This is a genomic window from Streptomyces sp. NPDC088354 (assembly GCF_044753585.1).
Lineage (GTDB): Bacteria > Actinomycetota > Actinomycetes > Streptomycetales > Streptomycetaceae > Actinacidiphila.
Genome location: NZ_JBIVNJ010000028.1, coordinates 42,003 through 59,602 on the forward strand (window position 1 = coordinate 42,003; position 17,600 = coordinate 59,602).

General features: G+C 69.2%; 26 protein-coding genes. 24 read left to right on the top strand and 2 right to left on the bottom strand.

Annotation, left to right across the window (positions count from 1 at the left end):
* The 23 genes from rplP (at position 1) to truA (ending at position 12,807) form a co-directional block, all read left to right on the top strand.
* Entirely contained in the window at positions 1-420 is a 420-nt protein-coding gene (gene rplP / locus ACIP98_RS30385) for a 50S ribosomal protein L16 (RefSeq protein ID WP_319658485.1), read from the top strand.
* Positions 420-644 (top strand): 50S ribosomal protein L29, encoded by a 225-nt coding sequence (gene rpmC / locus ACIP98_RS30390; RefSeq protein WP_319658486.1) that lies wholly within the window; start codon positions 420-422, stop codon positions 642-644. The genes rplP and rpmC overlap by 1 nt, the downstream gene beginning before the upstream one ends.
* Positions 644-928, top strand: coding sequence for a 30S ribosomal protein S17 (gene rpsQ / locus ACIP98_RS30395; RefSeq protein WP_319658487.1), 285 nt, complete (start codon positions 644-646; stop codon positions 926-928). Before rpmC ends, rpsQ begins: the two co-directional genes overlap by 1 nt.
* A gap of 156 nt (positions 929-1,084) precedes the next feature.
* Positions 1,085-1,453 carry a 50S ribosomal protein L14 gene (rplN, locus tag ACIP98_RS30400; protein ID WP_319658488.1) on the top strand — a complete coding sequence of 123 codons (369 nt, stop codon included), beginning with the start codon at positions 1,085-1,087 and terminating at the stop codon, positions 1,451-1,453.
* A 3-nt stretch (positions 1,454-1,456) separates the two neighbouring features.
* Positions 1,457-1,780, top strand: a complete 324-nt coding sequence (gene rplX / locus ACIP98_RS30405) for a 50S ribosomal protein L24 (protein WP_319658489.1) — start codon at positions 1,457-1,459, stop codon at positions 1,778-1,780.
* A complete protein-coding gene (gene rplE, locus ACIP98_RS30410) occupies positions 1,780-2,349 on the top strand; it encodes a 50S ribosomal protein L5 (RefSeq protein ID WP_319658490.1) in 570 nt (189 codons plus the stop codon). Before rplX ends, rplE begins: the two co-directional genes overlap by 1 nt.
* Positions 2,350-2,352: 3 nt before the next feature.
* Positions 2,353-2,538 (top strand): type Z 30S ribosomal protein S14, encoded by a 186-nt coding sequence (locus ACIP98_RS30415; RefSeq protein ID WP_003948630.1) that lies wholly within the window; start codon positions 2,353-2,355, stop codon positions 2,536-2,538.
* Positions 2,539-2,802: 264 nt separating this feature from the next.
* Complete coding sequence (gene rpsH / locus ACIP98_RS30420) at positions 2,803-3,201, top strand: 30S ribosomal protein S8 (protein WP_319658491.1); 399 nt, start codon at positions 2,803-2,805, stop codon at positions 3,199-3,201.
* Positions 3,202-3,222: 21 nt separating this feature from the next.
* Complete coding sequence (rplF, locus tag ACIP98_RS30425; protein ID WP_319658492.1) at positions 3,223-3,762, top strand: 50S ribosomal protein L6; 540 nt, start codon at positions 3,223-3,225, stop codon at positions 3,760-3,762.
* A gap of 3 nt (positions 3,763-3,765) precedes the next feature.
* Complete coding sequence (gene rplR, locus ACIP98_RS30430; protein ID WP_319658493.1) at positions 3,766-4,149, top strand: 50S ribosomal protein L18; 384 nt, start codon at positions 3,766-3,768, stop codon at positions 4,147-4,149.
* 40 nt (positions 4,150-4,189) lie between these two features.
* Positions 4,190-4,795: a 30S ribosomal protein S5 gene (rpsE, locus tag ACIP98_RS30435; protein WP_319658494.1), complete on the top strand. Its 606-nt coding sequence runs from the start codon at positions 4,190-4,192 to the stop codon at positions 4,793-4,795.
* Positions 4,795-4,977, top strand: coding sequence for a 50S ribosomal protein L30 (gene rpmD / locus ACIP98_RS30440; RefSeq protein ID WP_018558884.1), 183 nt, complete (start codon positions 4,795-4,797; stop codon positions 4,975-4,977). Before rpsE ends, rpmD begins: the two co-directional genes overlap by 1 nt.
* A 1-nt stretch (position 4,978) precedes the next feature.
* The gene (gene rplO / locus ACIP98_RS30445) at positions 4,979-5,443 is read left to right on the top strand and encodes a 50S ribosomal protein L15 (protein WP_319658495.1); all 465 of its coding nucleotides are present in this window, start codon (positions 4,979-4,981) and stop codon (positions 5,441-5,443) included.
* Positions 5,444-5,653: 210 nt separating this feature from the next.
* Positions 5,654-6,967: a preprotein translocase subunit SecY gene (secY, locus tag ACIP98_RS30450; RefSeq protein ID WP_319658496.1), complete on the top strand. Its 1,314-nt coding sequence runs from the start codon at positions 5,654-5,656 to the stop codon at positions 6,965-6,967.
* The gene (locus tag ACIP98_RS30455) at positions 6,967-7,641 is read left to right on the top strand and encodes an adenylate kinase (RefSeq protein ID WP_319658497.1); all 675 of its coding nucleotides are present in this window, start codon (positions 6,967-6,969) and stop codon (positions 7,639-7,641) included. Before secY ends, ACIP98_RS30455 begins: the two co-directional genes overlap by 1 nt.
* A 91-nt stretch (positions 7,642-7,732) precedes the next feature.
* Positions 7,733-8,572, top strand: a complete 840-nt coding sequence (gene map, locus ACIP98_RS30460) for a type I methionyl aminopeptidase (protein ID WP_319658498.1) — start codon at positions 7,733-7,735, stop codon at positions 8,570-8,572.
* A gap of 131 nt (positions 8,573-8,703) precedes the next feature.
* Entirely contained in the window at positions 8,704-8,925 is a 222-nt protein-coding gene (infA, locus tag ACIP98_RS30465; RefSeq protein ID WP_003956442.1) for a translation initiation factor IF-1, read from the top strand.
* Positions 8,926-8,954: 29 nt separating this feature from the next.
* Entirely contained in the window at positions 8,955-9,068 is a 114-nt protein-coding gene (rpmJ, locus tag ACIP98_RS30470) for a 50S ribosomal protein L36 (RefSeq protein WP_003956441.1), read from the top strand.
* A 184-nt stretch (positions 9,069-9,252) separates the two neighbouring features.
* On the top strand, positions 9,253-9,633 hold the full coding sequence (gene rpsM / locus ACIP98_RS30475) for a 30S ribosomal protein S13 (protein WP_089226450.1): 381 nt from the start codon (positions 9,253-9,255) through the stop codon (positions 9,631-9,633).
* A gap of 65 nt (positions 9,634-9,698) precedes the next feature.
* The gene (gene rpsK / locus ACIP98_RS30480) at positions 9,699-10,103 is read left to right on the top strand and encodes a 30S ribosomal protein S11 (RefSeq protein ID WP_003956432.1); all 405 of its coding nucleotides are present in this window, start codon (positions 9,699-9,701) and stop codon (positions 10,101-10,103) included.
* Between the two features lie 162 nt (positions 10,104-10,265).
* Positions 10,266-11,288 (top strand): DNA-directed RNA polymerase subunit alpha, encoded by a 1,023-nt coding sequence (locus ACIP98_RS30485; protein WP_319658499.1) that lies wholly within the window; start codon positions 10,266-10,268, stop codon positions 11,286-11,288.
* Positions 11,289-11,370: 82 nt separating this feature from the next.
* A complete protein-coding gene (gene rplQ, locus ACIP98_RS30490) occupies positions 11,371-11,874 on the top strand; it encodes a 50S ribosomal protein L17 (RefSeq protein WP_319658500.1) in 504 nt (167 codons plus the stop codon).
* A gap of 75 nt (positions 11,875-11,949) precedes the next feature.
* Positions 11,950-12,807: a tRNA pseudouridine(38-40) synthase TruA gene (gene truA / locus ACIP98_RS30495; RefSeq protein WP_401978992.1), complete on the top strand. Its 858-nt coding sequence runs from the start codon at positions 11,950-11,952 to the stop codon at positions 12,805-12,807.
* Between the two features lie 106 nt (positions 12,808-12,913).
* On the opposite strand, the gene ACIP98_RS30500 is transcribed toward truA, so the two are convergent.
* Positions 12,914-14,761: a hypothetical protein gene (locus ACIP98_RS30500; protein ID WP_319658502.1), complete on the bottom strand. Its 1,848-nt coding sequence runs from the start codon at positions 14,759-14,761 to the stop codon at positions 12,914-12,916.
* Positions 14,762-14,796: 35 nt separating this feature from the next.
* Positions 14,797-15,849 (bottom strand): hypothetical protein, encoded by a 1,053-nt coding sequence (locus tag ACIP98_RS30505; protein WP_401978994.1) that lies wholly within the window; start codon positions 15,847-15,849, stop codon positions 14,797-14,799.
* 66 nt (positions 15,850-15,915) lie between these two features.
* Between ACIP98_RS30505 and ACIP98_RS30510 the strand changes: the two genes are divergently transcribed.
* The gene (locus ACIP98_RS30510; RefSeq protein WP_319658504.1) at positions 15,916-17,538 is read left to right on the top strand and encodes an ATP-binding cassette domain-containing protein; all 1,623 of its coding nucleotides are present in this window, start codon (positions 15,916-15,918) and stop codon (positions 17,536-17,538) included.
* Positions 17,539-17,600: the final 62 nt, after the last annotated feature.

The following is a 17,600-nucleotide window of genomic DNA, read 5'->3' on the forward strand; positions in this document are numbered from 1 at the left end:
ATGCTGATCCCCCGTCGGGTCAAGCACCGTAAGCAGCACCACCCCAAGCGCGATGGCATGGCCAAGGGTGGCACCGAGCTGGCGTTCGGTGAGTACGGCATCCAGGCGCTGACCCCGGCCTATGTGACGAACCGGCAGATCGAGTCCGCTCGTATCGCCATCACCCGTCACATCCGCCGTGGCGGCAAGGTCTGGATCAACATCTACCCGGACCGTCCCCTCACGAAGAAGCCGGCCGAAACCCGCATGGGTTCCGGTAAGGGCTCCCCCGAGTGGTGGGTCGCGAACGTCAAGCCCGGTCGGGTGATGTTCGAGCTGTCCTTCCCGAACGAGAAGGTTGCGCGTGAGGCGCTCACCCGAGCCGCCCACAAGCTTCCGATGAAGTGCCGGATCGTCCGGCGCGAGGCAGGTGAGCTGTGATGGCGGCCGGTACCAAGGCGACCGAGCTGCGTCAGCTGGGCGACGAGGAGCTCGTCGGCAAGCTGCGTGAGGCCAAGGAGGAGCTGTTCAACCTCCGCTTCCAGGCGGCCACCGGACAGCTCGAGAACAACTCCCGGCTGAAGATCGTCCGCAAGGACATCGCCCGGATCTACACCCTCATGCGTGAGCGTGAGCTCGGCATCGAGACGGTGGAGAACGCCTGATGAGCGAGAAGAATGTGACTGAGAGCAGCGAGCAGCGCGGCGACCGCAAGACCCGTGAGGGCCTCGTGGTGAGCGACAAGATGGACAAGACCGTTGTGGTCGCCGTCGAGGACCGTGTGAAGCACGCCCTCTACGGCAAGGTCATCCGCCGCACCAACAAGCTCAAGGCGCACGACGAGCAGAACGCCGCGGGTGTCGGCGACCGTGTCCTCCTCATGGAGACCCGGCCGCTGTCCGCGACCAAGCGCTGGCGCGTCGTCGAGATCCTCGAGAAGGCCAAGTAACACGCCGGGCCCCCGGACCGGCCGCGTGATCGCACGCGGCCGGTCCGGAGCCGGTCAGCAATTCCTGCGGGGAACATCCCGCAGGACGGTTCCGCCAGGCTCGCAGGGTGATCCGCAAGGATCCTGCGGGAACCGGCAGACGATCAGGAGATAGACGTGATCCAGCAGGAGTCGCGACTTCGTGTCGCCGACAACACTGGTGCGAAGGAAATCCTTTGCATCCGTGTGCTCGGTGGCTCCGGTCGCCGCTACGCGGGAATCGGTGACGTCATTGTCGCCACCGTCAAGGACGCGATCCCCGGTGGCAACGTGAAGAAGGGCGACGTCGTCAAGGCGGTCGTCGTGCGCACCGTCAAGGAGCGCCGCCGTGCCGACGGTTCGTACATCCGCTTCGACGAGAACGCGGCCGTCATCCTCAAGAACGACGGTGACCCCCGCGGCACCCGCATCTTCGGCCCGGTGGGCCGGGAGCTGCGCGAGAAGAAGTTCATGAAGATCATCTCGCTCGCGCCGGAGGTGCTGTAACCGATGAAGATCAAGAAGGGCGACCTGGTCCAGGTCATCACCGGTAAGGACAAGGGCAAGCAGGGCAAGGTCATCGCGGCCTACCCGGCTGAGGACCGCGTCCTGGTCGAGGGTGTCAACCGGGTCAAGAAGCACACGAAGGCCGGCCAGACGGACCGCGGTTCGAAGACCGGCGGCATCATCACGACCGAGGCCCCCGTGCACGTCTCCAACGTCCAGCTGGTCGTGGAGAAGGACGGGAACAAGGTCGTGACCCGCGTCGGCTACCGCTTCGACGACGAGGGCAACAAGATCCGCGTTGCCAAGCGGACCGGTGAGGACATCTGATGACTACCACCGACACGACGCACGTGAAGCCGCGTCTGAAGGCGCGCTACCGCGAGGAGATCGCGGGCAAGATGCGTGACGAGTTCCAGTACGAGAACGTCATGCAGATCCCCGGTCTCACCAAGATCGTGGTCAACATGGGTGTGGGCGACGCCGCCCGCGACTCCAAGCTGATCGAGGGCGCCATCCGCGACCTCACCACGATCACCGGCCAGAAGCCGGCCGTCACCAAGGCCCGGAAGTCCATCGCGCAGTTCAAGCTGCGCGAGGGTCAGCCGATCGGCGCCCACGTCACCCTCCGCGGTGACCGCATGTGGGAGTTCCTGGACCGCCTGCTGTCGCTCGCGCTTCCGCGTATCCGCGACTTCCGGGGTCTTTCGCCGAAGCAGTTCGACGGCCGCGGCAACTACACCTTCGGTCTCACGGAGCAGGTCATGTTCCACGAGATCGACCAGGACAAGATCGACCGTGTCCGGGGTATGGACATCACCGTGGTGACCACGGCGACCAACGACGCTGAGGGCCGCGCGCTCCTTCGTCACCTCGGCTTCCCGTTCAAGGAGGCGTGAGCCGTGGCGAAGAAGGCTCTTATCGCGAAGGCCGCCCGCAAGCCCAAGTTCGGCGTGCGTGGCTACACGCGCTGCCAGCGTTGCGGCCGTCCGCACTCCGTGTACCGCAAGTTCGGCCTCTGCCGCGTGTGCCTTCGTGAGATGGCACACCGCGGTGAGCTGCCGGGCGTGACCAAGAGCTCCTGGTAACAACCCTTCTGGGTTGTGCCGGACTCTCGGTGAGCATCAAGGACGGCGAGATCCCGCCCGTCGCCCGCCACCGCCCCTCCGGGGGCGCCCTGGCGGGCGGCGGAACTCCCTTCCCGCATACCGTAAGGTAGAAGGGTTGGGCGCTCGTCGCCCATGACCGTCTTACTACGCCGTAGGTCCCCGCGCCGCACCCGTCCCCAGTCTGATGGGGGAGAGGGATGGCGCATATAGGAAACCCCGGCGAGAGAGGCCTAAGGCCATCACATGACCATGACTGACCCGATCGCAGACATGCTGACGCGTCTGCGGAACGCGAATTCCGCGTATCACGACGACGTCACGATGCCGTTCAGCAAGATCAAGTCGCACATCGCGGAAATCCTCCAGCAGGAGGGTTACATCACCGGCTGGAAGGTCGAGGACGCCGAGGTCGGCAAGAACCTCGTTCTCGAGCTGAAGTTCGGTCCGAACCGCGAGCGCTCGATCGCCGGCATCAAGCGCATCAGCAAGCCCGGTCTGCGGGTCTACGCAAAGTCCACCAACCTGCCGAAGGTGCTCGGCGGCCTGGGCGTGGCGATCATCTCCACCTCCCACGGGCTCCTCACCGACAAGCAGGCGAACAAGAAGGGCGTGGGTGGGGAAGTCCTCGCCTACGTCTGGTAGTCGGGAAACGGAGGTAAAGCCATGTCGCGAATTGGACGGCTGCCCATCCCGGTTCCCGCCGGCGTGGACGTCACCATCGATGGCCGGACGGTCTCGGTGAAGGGCCCCAAGGGTTCCCTGACCCACACCGTTGCCGCGCCCATCGACATCGTCAAGGGCGAGGACGGCACCCTGCAGGTGACGCGTCCGAACGACGAGCGTCAGAACAAGGCCCTGCACGGCCTGTCCCGCACGCTGGTGGCGAACATGATCACCGGCGTGACCGCGGGCTACGTGAAGAAGCTCGAGATCAGCGGTGTCGGCTACCGCGTCCAGGCGAAGGGCTCCAACCTGGAGTTCGCCCTGGGCTACAGCCACCCGATCCTTGTCGAGGCCCCCGAGGGCATCTCCTTCAAGGTCGAGAACCCGACCAAGTTCTCGGTCGAGGGCATCGACAAGCAGAAGGTCGGCGAGGTCGCCGCGAACATCCGCAAGCTGCGGAAGCCCGACCCGTACAAGGCCAAGGGTGTCAAGTACGAGGGCGAAGTCATCCGCCGCAAGGTCGGAAAGGCTGGTAAGTAAGCCATGGCATACGGTGTGAAGATCGCCAAGGGCGATGCTTACAAGGGCGCCGCCAAGAAGCGCCGCCACATCCGGGTCCGCAAGCGTGTCTCGGGCACCGAGGCGCGTCCGCGCCTGGTCGTGACCCGGTCCAACCGCGGTATCACGGCGCAGGTCATCGACGACCTCAAGGGCCACACGCTGGCCTCGGCGTCGCACCTGGACACCTCGATCCGGGGTGCCGAGGGCGACAAGACCGAGCAGGCGAAGAAGGTCGGCCAGCTGGTCGCCGAGCGCGCCAAGGCGGCCGGTGTCGAGACCGTCGTGTTCGACCGTGGTGGCAACCGGTACGCCGGGCGCATTGCCGCCCTTGCCGACGCCGCCCGCGAAGCCGGGCTCGGTTTCTGAGCCGGTTCCGTAGCTAGCGGAAACAGAGAGAGGTAATCCAATGGCTGGACCCCAGCGCCGCGGTGGCGGTGCCGGTGGCGGCGAGCGGCGGGACCGGAAGGGCCGTGACGGCGGCGCAGCTGCCGCCGAGAAGACCGCGTACGTTGAGCGCGTTGTCGCGATCAACCGCGTCGCCAAGGTTGTGAAGGGTGGTCGTCGCTTCAGCTTCACCGCGCTGGTCGTGGTGGGTGACGGTGACGGCACCGTGGGTGTCGGTTACGGCAAGGCCAAGGAGGTGCCGGCCGCCATCGCCAAGGGTGTTGAGGAGGCCAAGAAGCACTTCTTCAAGGTCCCCCGTATCCAGGGCACCATCCCCCACCCCATCCAGGGCGAGAAGGCCGCGGGCGTCGTCCTGCTCAAGCCTGCTTCCCCCGGTACGGGTGTGATCGCCGGTGGTCCGGTGCGCGCCGTTCTGGAGTGCGCCGGCATCCACGACGTCCTGTCGAAGTCGCTCGGCTCCGACAACGCGATCAACATCGTGCACGCCACGGTGGCCGCTCTCCAGGGCCTGCAGCGCCCCGAGGAGATCGCCGCCCGTCGTGGCCTGCCCCTCGAGGACGTGGCTCCCGCGGCTCTGCTCCGGGCGCGTGCTGGGGTGGGTGCGTAATGGCTCGCCTCAAGGTCACGCAGGTCAAGTCGTACATCGGCAGCAAGCAGAACCACCGTGACACCCTGCGTTCGCTCGGCCTGAAGCGGCTGAACGACGTTGTGGTCAAGGAGGACCGCCCGGAGATCCGCGGCATGGTCCACACTGTCCGCCACCTCGTCACGGTCGAGGAGGTCGACTGACATGGGAACCGACAACACGTCGAACCCGCTGAAGGTCCACAACCTCCGTCCGGCCCCCGGTGCCAAGACCGCCAAGACCCGTGTGGGTCGTGGTGAGGCGTCCAAGGGCAAGACGGCCGGTCGTGGTACGAAGGGCACCAAGGCCCGCTACCAGGTTCCGGAGCGCTTCGAGGGCGGGCAGATGCCCCTCCACATGCGCCTCCCGAAGCTGAAGGGCTTCAAGAACCCCTTCCGCACCGAGTTCCAGGTCGTGAACCTGGACAAGCTGGCCGCGCTCTACCCCGAGGGTGGCGAGGTCACGGTGGCCGATCTGGTCGCCAAGGGCGCGGTGCGCAAGAACCAGCTCGTCAAGGTGCTCGGCACCGGCGAGATCTCCGTGGCGCTGCAGGTGGCCGTTGACGCGGTCTCCGGCTCCGCCAAGGAGAAGATCACCGCTGCGGGCGGCTCGGTCACCGAGCTCGTCTGAGACTGATGGCACACCCGACCGGGGATGTTCCGCACATTGTGCGGAGCATCCCCGGTTGTTCATTCCAAGCGGTGGTCGTGCGCCGGTAAGGTGGCAGACGCTGCTAGTCTCGTGAAGCCTGTGTGCTGACGCGGGTCTGGGATCACACTCGTATTCGTTGCTGTTCAACCGTTACCTCCCGCCCAAGAAGCGGGGGGCGCAGGAGGCACCGTGCTCACCGCGTTCGCCCGGGCGTTCAGGACGCCCGACCTGCGCAAGAAGCTGCTGTTCACGCTGGGCATCATGGTGCTGTTCCGGCTGGGTGCGCACATCCCGATCCCGGGGATCGACTACCAGGTCGTGAACCAGTGCATCAAGGAGGTGCAGGGTAGCCAGGGTCTCTTCGGCCTGGTGAACCTCTTCAGCGGCGGCGCGCTCCTTCAGCTGACCATCTTCGCGCTCGGGATCATGCCGTACATCACGGCGAGCATCATCCTGCAGCTGCTGACCGTGGTCATTCCCCGGCTCGAGGCCCTCAAGAAGGAGGGTCAGGCCGGCCAGACGAAGATCACGCAGTACACCCGTTACCTGACGGTGGCCCTCGCGGTCCTGCAGGGCACGGGCCTGGTGGCGACCGCCCGCTCCGGCAGCCTGTTCCAGGGGTGCACCGAGCGCTTCAGCATCGTCCCGAACCAGTCGATCTTCACGACCGTCACGATGGTCATCACGATGACCGCGGGCACCGCCTTCATCATGTGGCTGGGCGAGCTGATCACCGACCGCGGCATCGGCAACGGCATGTCGATCCTGATGTTCCTGTCCATCGCGGCCGGCTTCCCCGGCGCCCTCTGGGCGATCAAGAAGTCCGGCAAGATCGCGGACGGCTGGGTCGAGTTCGGTGCGGTCATCCTGGTCGGCCTGGCGATGGTGGCCCTGGTGGTCTTCGTGGAGCAGGCGCAGCGCCGGATCCCCGTGCAGTACGCCAAGCGCATGATCGGCCGCCGTTCCTACGGCGGTACGTCCACCTACATCCCGCTGAAGGTGAACCAGGCGGGTGTGATTCCCGTCATCTTCGCGTCATCGCTCCTGTACATCCCGTCACTGGTCGTCCAGTTCAGTGGATCCACCTCAACGTGGGCAAACTGGGTCAGGGACAACCTGGTCAAGGGCGATCACCCGATCTACATCACGACGTACTTCCTGCTGATCGTCTTCTTCGCCTTCTTCTACGTGGCCATCTCGTTCAACCCCGAGGAAGTCGCGGACAACATGAAGAAGTATGGTGGGTTCATCCCGGGCATCCGGGCTGGTCGACCCACCGCGGAGTACCTCAGCTACGTGCTCAACCGCATCACGTGGCCGGGCGCGATGTACCTGGGTCTGATCGCCCTGGTGCCCACCGTGGCGCTGGTGCTGTTCAACGCGAACCAGAACTTCCCGTTCGGCGGGACGAGCATCCTGATCATCGTGGGTGTCGGCCTGGAAACCGTGAAGCAGATCGAGAGCCAGCTTCAGCAGCGTAACTACGAAGGGTTCCTCCGCTGATGCGCATTGTCCTCGTCGGGCCCCCCGGGGCCGGCAAGGGTACGCAGGCCGCGTACCTTGCCAGGAACCTGTCGATCCCGCACATCTCCACGGGCGACCTCTTCCGGGCGAACATCAGCCAGGGCACGGAACTGGGCCGCAAGGCCCAGGAGTACATGGACGCCGGCCGGCTGGTTCCCGACGAGATCACCATCGGCATGGCCCAGGACCGCATGCTCCAGCCGGACGCCGCGAACGGCTTCCTGCTGGACGGCTTCCCGCGGAACGTCGGCCAGGCCCAGGCGCTCGACACGATCCTCAGCGAGAACGGGATAGCGCTGGACGCGGTCCTGGACCTGGAGGTCCCGGAGGAAGAGGTCGTCAAGCGGATCGCCGGTCGCCGGCTGTGCCGCAAGGACGGCAGCCACGTCTTCCACGTGGTCTACAACCCTCCGGCCGTCGAGGGCGTCTGCGACGAGTGCGGTGGCGAGCTCTACCAGCGCTCGGACGACACCGAGGAGAAGGTCAGGGTCCGGCTCGAGGAGTACCACAGCAAGACCGAGCCGATCATCGACTACTACAAGCAGCAGGGCCTGGTCCGCACGATCTCGGCTCTGGGCAAGGTCTCCGAGGTCACCCAGCGGGCGATGGAAGCCCTGGGCGTCAAGAAGGCCACGGGCGACAGCGCCGCCTGAACCTGTCAGAGTGCGTTGCGGCCGCGGTGTCCGGGAGGACGCCGCGGCCGTACCGTTGAGCTATCCGCTGCACTGAGGAAGGCGAGAGCCGATGGTGGAGATCAAGACCCCCGAGCAGATCGCGAAGATGCGCGCCGCGGGGCTGGTCGTCGCGGCGGCGCTCAAGGCGTGCCGCGACGCGGTCGCGCCGGGGGTGAGCACCGGCGATCTGGACGAGATCGCGGCCAAGGTGATCGCCGACCACGGCGCCACCTCCAACTTCAAGGCCGACCACGGCGGTCTGTACTTCCCCGGTGTGATCTGCGCGTCGGTGAACGACGAGGTCGTGCACGGGATCCCCGGCGGGCGGGTGCTGGAGGAGGGCGACCTGATCTCCATCGACTGCGGCGCGATCGTCGACGGCTGGCACGGCGACGCGGCGATCACCGTCCCGGTCGGCGCGGTGGCACCGGAGCTGCTGCAGCTCAGCGCGACCACCGAGGGCTCGATGTGGTCCGGCATCGCCCAGGTGAAGAAGAACAACCGGCTCCAGGACATCAGCCGCGGAGTGGAGTCCTACATCCGCCGGCAGCCGCTGCCCTCCAAGGGCAAGTACGGGATCGTCGAGGGGTACGGCGGCCACGGCATCGGCTCGGCGATGCACATGGAGCCGCACGTGCTGAACTACGTCGAGCGCGGACGGGGCCGCGGGCCCAAGCTGGTGCCGGGCATGTGCCTCGCCATCGAGCCGATGGTCAGCCTGGGCACCCCGCACACCCGGGTGCTGCAGGACCAGTGGACCGTGGTCACCACCGACGGCACCTGGGCCTCGCACTGGGAGCACTCGGTCGCGCTGACCGAGCAGGGCCCGCTGGTGCTGACCGCCGAGGACGGCGGCAAGGCCAAGCTGGCGGAGCACGGGGTCACGGCGGCGCCCGACCCGCTTGCTTAATGATCTTCGTTCGGGGGCATACACCCCGGATTCGTCTTTCACGGATGCCTGGCGTAGACTGACACGTCGGCTCACGTATGTCTTCAGGCATGCCAAAAGCCGACCAAGGTAGCCGATCCCGAAAGCAGGACATGGCCAAGAAGCAAGGCGCCATTGAGATCGAGGGCACCGTGATCGAGTCTCTGCCGAACGCTATGTTCAAGGTGGAGCTGCAGAACGGTCACAAGGTCCTCGCGCACATCAGCGGCAAGATGCGTATGCACTACATCCGCATCCTCCCCGATGACCGAGTCGTTGTGGAGCTGTCTCCCTACGACCTCACGCGCGGACGGATCGTCTACCGCTACAAGTAGATCTCACGACCCGGAGAACCTGACATCCCATGAAGGTCAAGCCGAGCGTCAAGAAGATCTGCGACAAGTGCAAGGTGATCCGCCGTCACGGCCGGGTCATGGTCATCTGCGACAACCTGCGCCACAAGCAGCGCCAGGGCTGACGCACACCGACCTGCACCTCGCAGTTCTTCGCGCGACGCAAGCAATGTGTACATACGCAGCATCCGTTGAGCCGATCAAGGCTGACGACACCTCCGGCCGGGGGCCGGGGACCTGATCCGTACCTCGTACGGCGGTCAGGAGTGGTGCTGCGGAAGACCCCCGAACACCAACAGGAGCCATTGAATGGCACGCGTTTCAGGTGTTGACATCCCGCGCGAAAAGCGCGTGGAGGTTGCCCTCACCTACGTCTTCGGCATCGGCCGCACCCTGGCCCAGGAGACCCTCGCCGCCACGGGCGTGAACCCGAACACCCGCGTTCGCGACCTGGACGAAGAGGACCTGGTCAAGATCCGCGAGTACGTGGACGCCAACATCAAGACCGAGGGTGACCTCCGTCGCGAGATCCAGGCGGACATCCGCCGCAAGGTCGAGATCGGCTGCTACCAGGGCCTGCGCCACCGCCGCGGCCTGCCGGTCCACGGCCAGCGCACCCACACCAACGCCCGCACCCGCAAGGGCCCGCGTCGCGCCATCGCCGGTAAGAAGAAGCCGGGCAAGAAGTAGTCCTCAGCGGACGCTCGTCAGCGGTCTTCGCTGTAGGACCGACCACCTCCCGTAGGAGTTAGTAGATGCCCCCCAAGGGTCGTCAGGGCGCTGCCAAGAAGGTGCGCCGCAAGGAAAAGAAGAACGTCGCTCACGGCCACGCGCACATCAAGAGCACGTTCAACAACACCATCGTCTCGATCACGGACCCGTCCGGCAACGTGATCTCCTGGGCCTCCGCCGGCCACGTCGGCTTCAAGGGCTCGCGCAAGTCGACCCCGTTCGCCGCGCAGATGGCCGCCGAGTCGGCCGCGCGTCGCGCGCAGGAGCACGGCATGCGCAAGGTCGATGTGTTCGTCAAGGGTCCCGGCTCCGGCCGTGAGACCGCGATCCGCTCGCTCCAGGCCACCGGCCTGGAGGTGGGCTCGATCCAGGACGTCACCCCGACTCCGCACAACGGATGCCGCCCGCCGAAGCGCCGGCGCGTCTGACCAGTGATGTGCCGGCGCCTCGCGCCGGCGCAGCGCCACGGGTTCCGGGCGGTGCGGCGCTTCGGGCGCCGCACCGCCCGTACCCTTGCAGTATCGATATCGGGCTGACGCCCGGCGGCTCGGCATCAAATAGCGGGTGCCGATGACTGGAAGGCTTTATCCATGCTGATCGCTCAGCGCCCCTCGTTGACCGAAGAGGTCGTCGACGAATTCCGCTCCCGGTTCGTGATCGAGCCGCTGGAGCCGGGCTTCGGCTACACCCTCGGCAACTCGCTCCGCCGCACGCTCCTCTCCTCGATCCCGGGTGCCGCCGTCACCTCGATCCGGATCGACGGTGTCCTGCACGAGTTCACCACCGTGCCGGGCGTCAAGGAGGACGTCACCGACCTCATCCTCAACATCAAGCAGCTGGTCGTCTCCTCGGAGCACGACGAGCCGGTCGTGATGTACCTGCGCAAGCAGGGCCCGGGTGTGGTCACCGCCGCCGACATCGCGCCCCCGGCCGGTGTCGAGGTGCACAACCCCGACCTCGTCCTCGCCACGCTGAACGGCAAGGGCAAGCTGGAGATGGAGCTGACCGTCGAGCGCGGTCGCGGCTACGTCTCCGCCGTCCAGAACAAGCAGCAGGGCCAGGAGATCGGCCGTATCCCGGTCGACTCCATCTACAGCCCGGTGCTCAAGGTCAGCTACAAGGTCGAGGCGACCCGTGTCGAGCAGCGCACCGACTTCGACAAGCTGATCGTCGACGTCGAGACCAAGCCCGCCATGCGTCCCCGTGACGCCGTGGCGTCGGCCGGCAAGACCCTCGTCGAGCTGTTCGGTCTCGCCCGCGAGCTGAACGTCGACGCCGAGGGCATCGACATGGGCCCGTCCCCGACGGACGCCGCCCTGGCGGCCGACCTCGCGCTCCCGATCGAGGAGCTCGAGCTCACCGTCCGTTCCTACAACTGCCTCAAGCGCGAGGGCATCCACTCCGTGGGTGAGCTCGTGGCGCGCTCCGAGGCCGACCTGCTCGACATCCGCAACTTCGGTGCGAAGTCGATCGACGAGGTCAAGGCGAAGCTGGCCGGCATGGGCCTGGCCCTCAAGGACAGCCCGCCCGGATTCGACCCGACCGCCGCCGCCGACGCCTTCGGCGCGGACGACGACGTCGACGCCGGCTTCGTCGAGACCGAGCAGTACTGATCTGACTGCCCCCGGGCGCCCGCCCGGGGGGCCCTGACACCGGTACCTGACACGGCCGGTGCAGAGATTGAGGAGAAACACCATGCCGAAGCCCGCCAAGGGTGCCCGTCTGGGCGGCAGCGCCGCGCACGAGCGTCTGCTTCTCGCGAACCTCGCGAAGTCGCTGTTCGAGCACGGTCGCATCACCACCACCGAGGCCAAGGCGCGCCGTCTGCGTCCGGTCGCGGAGCGCCTGATCACCAAGGCGAAGAAGGGCGACATCCACAACCGTCGCCTGGTGCTGCAGACGATCACGGACAAGAGCATCGTCCACACGCTCTTCACCGAGATCGCCCCGCGGTACGAGAACCGCCCGGGTGGCTACACCCGCATCACCAAGATCGGTAACCGTCGCGGCGACAACGCGCCGATGGCGGTCATCGAGCTGGTGGAGGCGCTGACCGTGGCCCAGCAGGCCACGGGCGAGGCGGAGGCCGCGACCAAGCGCGCGGTCAAGGAGGCCGAGACCAAGACCGAGGCTCCCGCCGAGGTCGAGGACAAGGCCGAGGCCGCCGAGGCTCCGGCCGAGGAGTCCAAGGACGCGTAAGGCGTACTCGGACGGGCCCGCACCCAGATTCCTGGGGGCGGGCCCGTTCCGTTTGAGTGACTGGTGGAGTGACTGGTGAGTGACGAGGTGGCTCCCGGCTTTGTCCGGGTGCGGCTGGACCTGGCGTACGACGGGGCCGAGTTCTCCGGCTGGGCGAAGCAGCGCAGCCGGCGGACCGTGCAGGGTGAGCTGGAGTCGGCCCTCCAGACCGTGCTGCGGCTGCCCGACCCGGTCGAGCTGACCGTGGCCGGGCGCACGGACGCGGGCGTGCACGCGCGCGGACAGGTCGCGCACGCGGACCTGCCGCAGGACGTGTGGGCCCGGGAGGGCGACAAGCTGCTGCGCCGGCTGGCCGGGCGGCTGCCCTGGGACGTGCGCGTGTGGCGGGTCGGGCAGGCCCCGGCGGGCTTCAACGCGCGCTTCTCGGCGATCTGGCGGCGCTACGCCTACCGGGTCGGCGACCACCAGGGCGGGGTCGACCCGCTGCTGCGCGGCCATGTGCTGTGGCACGACCGGCCGGTCGACGTCGACCTCATGAACGCGGCGGCGGAGCGGCTGCTCGGGGAGCACGATTTCGCCGCGTACTGCAAGAAGCGCGAGGGCGCGACGACCATCCGCACCCTGCTGGAGCTGCACTGGGAGCGTGATCCGTCCGGGGTGGCCGTCGCGACGGTCCGCGCGGACGCGTTTTGCCACAACATGGTGCGCGCCCTGGTCGGGGCGATGCTGCTGGTCGGCGACGGGCACCGCCCGGAGGGCTTCCCCGGCGAGGTGCTGGCCGGGCGGGTGCGGCACTCGGCGGTCAACGTGGTGCGGCCGCACGGCCTGACCCTCGAAGAGGTCGGCTACCCCGCGGACGACCTCCTCGCCGCCCGCAACCGCGAGGCCCGCAACCTCCGCACCCTCCCCTGCGCCCCACCCACCACCCCCTGACCGTCCCGCCACGGCGTGCCCGCGGTGGGGGCAGAAGGGGCGCGGGGAACTGCGCGGCCCGCCACGGCGCACCGCAGGCGCACGCCCCCCGGTTCCCGCGGAGCGCCTAGCGTCGGCGCAGGGCCAGCGCGACCTGCGCGAGGACGTAGGCCGCGCCCAGGGAGGTCACCACGAGCGGGACCGCGCGCAGGTGGCCGTGGAACGCGCTGTACCAGGTGAAGGCGGCACCGGGCAGCAGGAAGAACAGGTACAGGACGCGCAGCAGCCACCAGCGGTACGGCAGCCGGACGGCGGTACCCGGGGCGGGGAACGACAGGGCGCTCTCGTCCGTGGTGAGCGAGTCCTTCACGCCGGTCAGGAAGCCCCGCTGGGCCAGTATGCGCGCGCCGGGCAGCCCGTCGAGGACGCCAGGGTGGTCCCCGAAGCCCTCCGGGAGGGCCGGCAGGCCCAGGGCCGCGGCGGTGTCCGCGAGCCGCCGTGCGGGGGCGTCAGTGCCGCGCAGCAGGGACGTCAGGGGCCGTGCGTCGGGTATGCCGAAGGCGGCCGCGAGCGCGGCGGCCGTGGAGCCGGCCCTGTCGAGGGAGGGGACCGGCGCGCCGGGCGCCCATTCGTGGGCGGCCAGCCTCCTGCCGCGGGAGGAGAGCGTGATCCCGTACCGGTCGCCGGACCGCTGCAGCACGACCGCCGGCCACTTCTCGCCCGCCGTGAACAGGTCGACCACGCCCGCGAGGCTTCCCTCACCGGTCAGTTCGACGTAGGTGAAGCCGCCCCCGGCGGGCGCCAGCCGCAGCGCCGTGCGGCACAGCAGCGCGGCCTGGGCGACCGCGGGCAACGGCGCCGCGGCGACCGCGAGGGCGCGCGGGGCCCACTCCGGAGGGCTGGCCGGGACCGGCGGGCGCGGCGGGGCGTGGAAGAACCGCGTGCGGGTGGCCACCTGCATGCGGACGCCGGTGCGGAAGTCCAGGAACTCCTGGCGCGGATCGGCGCCCAGGTACACCCAGGGGAGGCTGGTGGCGTGCACGCCGATGTCCCGGAAGACGGCCAGCGCCTCCTCCCAGCGGCTCGTCCGGAGCAGCATGAGGGCCAGGTGGTTGCGGAAGTCCGCCGCCTCGGGGTCACCGGGCTCGTACCAGGTGGACAGCTCCATGGCGCGGTCGACGGCGGCGGTGAGCCGGGCCGGGTCGATGACGTCCTCGCCGTCCTCGCCGTCGGCGGGGGCACCGCCGGCGACGATGTCGTACTCCACGGCGGCCAGCAGCGGCAGGGCGTTGATCTTCGAGCCGGGCAGCGCCTCGTCTGCGGCGTGCTCGGCGAAGTCGAACATCTCCTCGTGGGAGCCGTACCACTTCGCGCACAGGTACTGCAGCGCGGTGGCGTGGCAGCCGTAGTGGTGCGGCGAGCGCTCGACGGCCTCGGCCCAGTAGGCGTCGAAGATCTCGCGGGAGGCCTGGATGCCGCGTGCGTGGGTGAGCGCGATCCGCCACGGCACGGGATCCGACGGGTTGAGCTCGGCGGCGCTGCCGATCACCGGGACGGCGTCCTTGAGCAGGGCGAAAAAGGCCTTGAACTGCTCGGGCTCGACGTCCTTGGCGCGGGCGCCGCTGCGTATCTCCCAGGCCTGGAGGAGGGACAGGTCGGCCTTGACCAGCGTCGCGTCCGGGTCGTCGGGGGATGCGGCCAGCCACGCGTCCAGCCAGCCGGGGTTGTGCAGTGCGAACTGCGCCATCTCGGCCACGTACACGTCCCGCCGTTCCCATTCGCAGCCCAGCCGGGTGGCCGACAGCAGGTCCCGGGCCGGGCCGGGGTCGCCGGTGCCCGCCACGGCCAGCGCGGCGCGCAGCGGAGCGCCGGGCACGTCGAGCACGACGGCCTCGTCCGGCGGCAGCCCGGCGCCGACGGCGGTGCCGTGGCGGAGCATGCGGGGGAGGGTCAGCAGCGTACGCAGGGAGGGCATGCCGTTCCGGTCCGGGTCGCGGGGGGAGGGGCGGGTCAGTGGCCCGGGGAGGCCACGGCGGGGACCGTCGCGGCGGCGGCCTGGTCCCTGCCGCGCTGGACGATCCGGTTGAAGGCGTAGTCGGAGCCGTCCGTGCCCGCCTGCCTGGTAACGGTGTCGGAGGCGGTGACGCGTCCGTTGTTCCTGAGTCCGGCGATGGTGAAGTACGCGTAGCGGCCCTTGGCATTGGTCGTCGTCCGGCACGAGGTGGCGTGGCAGAAGGCGCCCGCACCGCCGCCGGACAGCGGCCTGACATACCCCTTGGCCTGCGACTTCGCCCTGCCGGCCGCGGACGGGTCGTCGAAGACGGCCACCCCGACGGTGACCGCGACCTCGCCGCCGACGTAGGTGACGCGCAGGACCTTGCCGCAGCCGTTCTTCCGCAGCACGGCGGCGAGGTCGGCGGAGGCCGCGGAGGAGCACTTCCCCTCGGCGGCGGTGGCCCTGGTGTAGGTGCGGCCGCTCCACACGAGCCTCTTGCCGGGGAACAGACCCGCCACCGACAGCGGGGCGGTGTCCTTCTCCCGGTCGGAGATGAAGACCAGCGGATCGAGCCGGGCCTGCACGGAGAGCCCGGAGAACGAGGGCTCCCGCGGCGGCGCCACCTCGGAGGGGGCCGACGGGGCGGCCGCCGTGGGGGAGACCGACGGCCGGCCGGAGCCGGCCACGGCGGTGGCGACGACCCCCGCGACGGCGGCGACGGCGAGGACACCGCCGCCTGTGAGCCGGCGCCTGCGGCGCCGGGCACGGGCCTCGTTCGCGTCCGCCAGCGCCGCCCAGCCGGGCTCGACGGCGGCCGGCCGGCCGAGCCGCTGGTGCTCCCGCTGCGACGGGCCGCGGGTGCCGTGGCCGGGCAACGGCGGCGCCCATTCGGCGCGGGGCGTGCGTGCGGGCCGCTGCGGCTGGTGGCCCGGGTCGCCGACGATGGTGCCGCGCAGTACCTGGCGCGCCTGTCCGGGCGTCCCCGGCGTGCGGGGAGTGTCGTGCGGCCCCGGTGGTGCGGTCCATCCCTGGTTCGGGTTGTACGGCTGCTGCGGCCCTTCAGTCATGGCGCGGATTCTATAGAGGAGAAAACCCGTTTGGCGGCGGGCGGCCGCGCAACGAGAATCCAGGACATGGGACATGTCGACGTTGCACATCTGGAGTACTACCTGCCGGACGGACGGGTGCTGCTCGGCGATGTCTCGTTCCGGGTGGGCGAAGGCGCCGCGGTGGCCCTCGTGGGCGCGAACGGCGCGGGCAAGACGACGCTGCTGCGGCTGATCTCCGGGGACCTGAAGCCGCACGGCGGCACGGTCACCGTCGGCGGCGGACTCGGCGTGATGCCGCAGTTCGTCGGCTCGGTACGGGACGACCGCACGGTGCGCGACCTGCTGGTGTCGGTGTCCCCGCCCCGCATCCGCGAGGCGGCCGCGGCGGTCGACGCCGCCGAGCTGGAGATCATGGCGCAGGACGACGAGGCCGCGCAGCTGGCGTACGCGCAGGCGCTGAGCGACTGGGCGGAGGCGCGCGGCTACGAGGCCGAGACGGTCTGGGACATGTGCACCATGGCAGCGCTCGGCGTCCCGTACGAGCGCGCGCAGTGGCGCGAGGTGCGGACGCTCTCGGGCGGCGAGCAGAAACGCCTGGTCCTGGAGGCGCTGCTGCGCGGCACCGACGAGGTGCTGCTGCTCGACGAGCCGGACAACTACCTGGACGTGCCGGGCAAGCGCTGGCTGGAGGAGCAGCTGCGGCAGACCCGCAAGACCGTGCTCTTCGTCTCCCACGACCGCGAGCTGCTGGCCCGTTCCGCCGAGAAGATCGTCTCCGTCGAGCCGGGCCCCGCGGGGTCGGACGTGTGGGTGCACGGCAGCGGCTTCGCCACCTACCACGCGGCCCGCCGCGAACGCTTCGCCCGCTTCGAGGAACTGCGGCGGCGCTGGGACGAGGAGCACGCCAAGCTGAAGAAGCTGGTGCTGACCCTGCGTCAGCAGGCGGCGATCAGTCCCGACATGGCCTCCCGCTACCGGGCCGCGCAGACCCGGCTGAAGAGGTTCGAGGACGCGGGGCCGCCGCAGGAGCCGCCGCGCGAGCAGGACATCCGCATGCGGCTGTCCGGCGGGCGCACGGGAGTGCGCGCCGTCACCTGCGAGCGGCTGGAGCTGACCGGGCTGATGAAGCCCTTCGACCTGGAGGTCTTCTACGGCGAGCGGGTCGCGGTGCTGGGCTCCAACGGCTCCGGGAAGTCGCACTTCCTGCGGCTGCTGGCGGGGGACGCCGGGGTCCGGCACACCGGGCAGTGGAAGCTCGGCGCCCGGGTCGTGCCGGGGCACTTCGCGCAGACCCACGCGCACCCGGAGCTGCTCGGGCGCACCCTCGTCGACATCCTGTGGACCGAGCACGCCCGTGACCGGGGCAAGGCGATGTCCGCCCTGCGCCGGTACGAGCTCGACCGCCAGGGCGACCAGCGCTTCGACCAGCTGTCGGGCGGGCAGCAGGCGCGCTTCCAGATCCTGCTGCTGGAGCTCTCGGGGACCACGGCGCTCCTGCTGGACGAGCCGACGGACAACCTGGACCTGGAGTCGGCGGAGGCCCTTCAGGAGGGCCTGGAGGCCTTCGACGGGACCGTGCTCGCGGTGACGCACGACCGCTGGTTCGCCCGCAGCTTCGACCGCTTCCTGGTCTTCGGCGCGGACGGGGTCGTCCGGGAGGTGCCGGAGCCGGTGTGGGACGAGACACGCGTGGTGCGGGAGCGGTAGCCGGTCACCTGCCGCCGCCACCCGCCACCCGCCACCCGCCACCCGCGACCGGACAGGCGGTC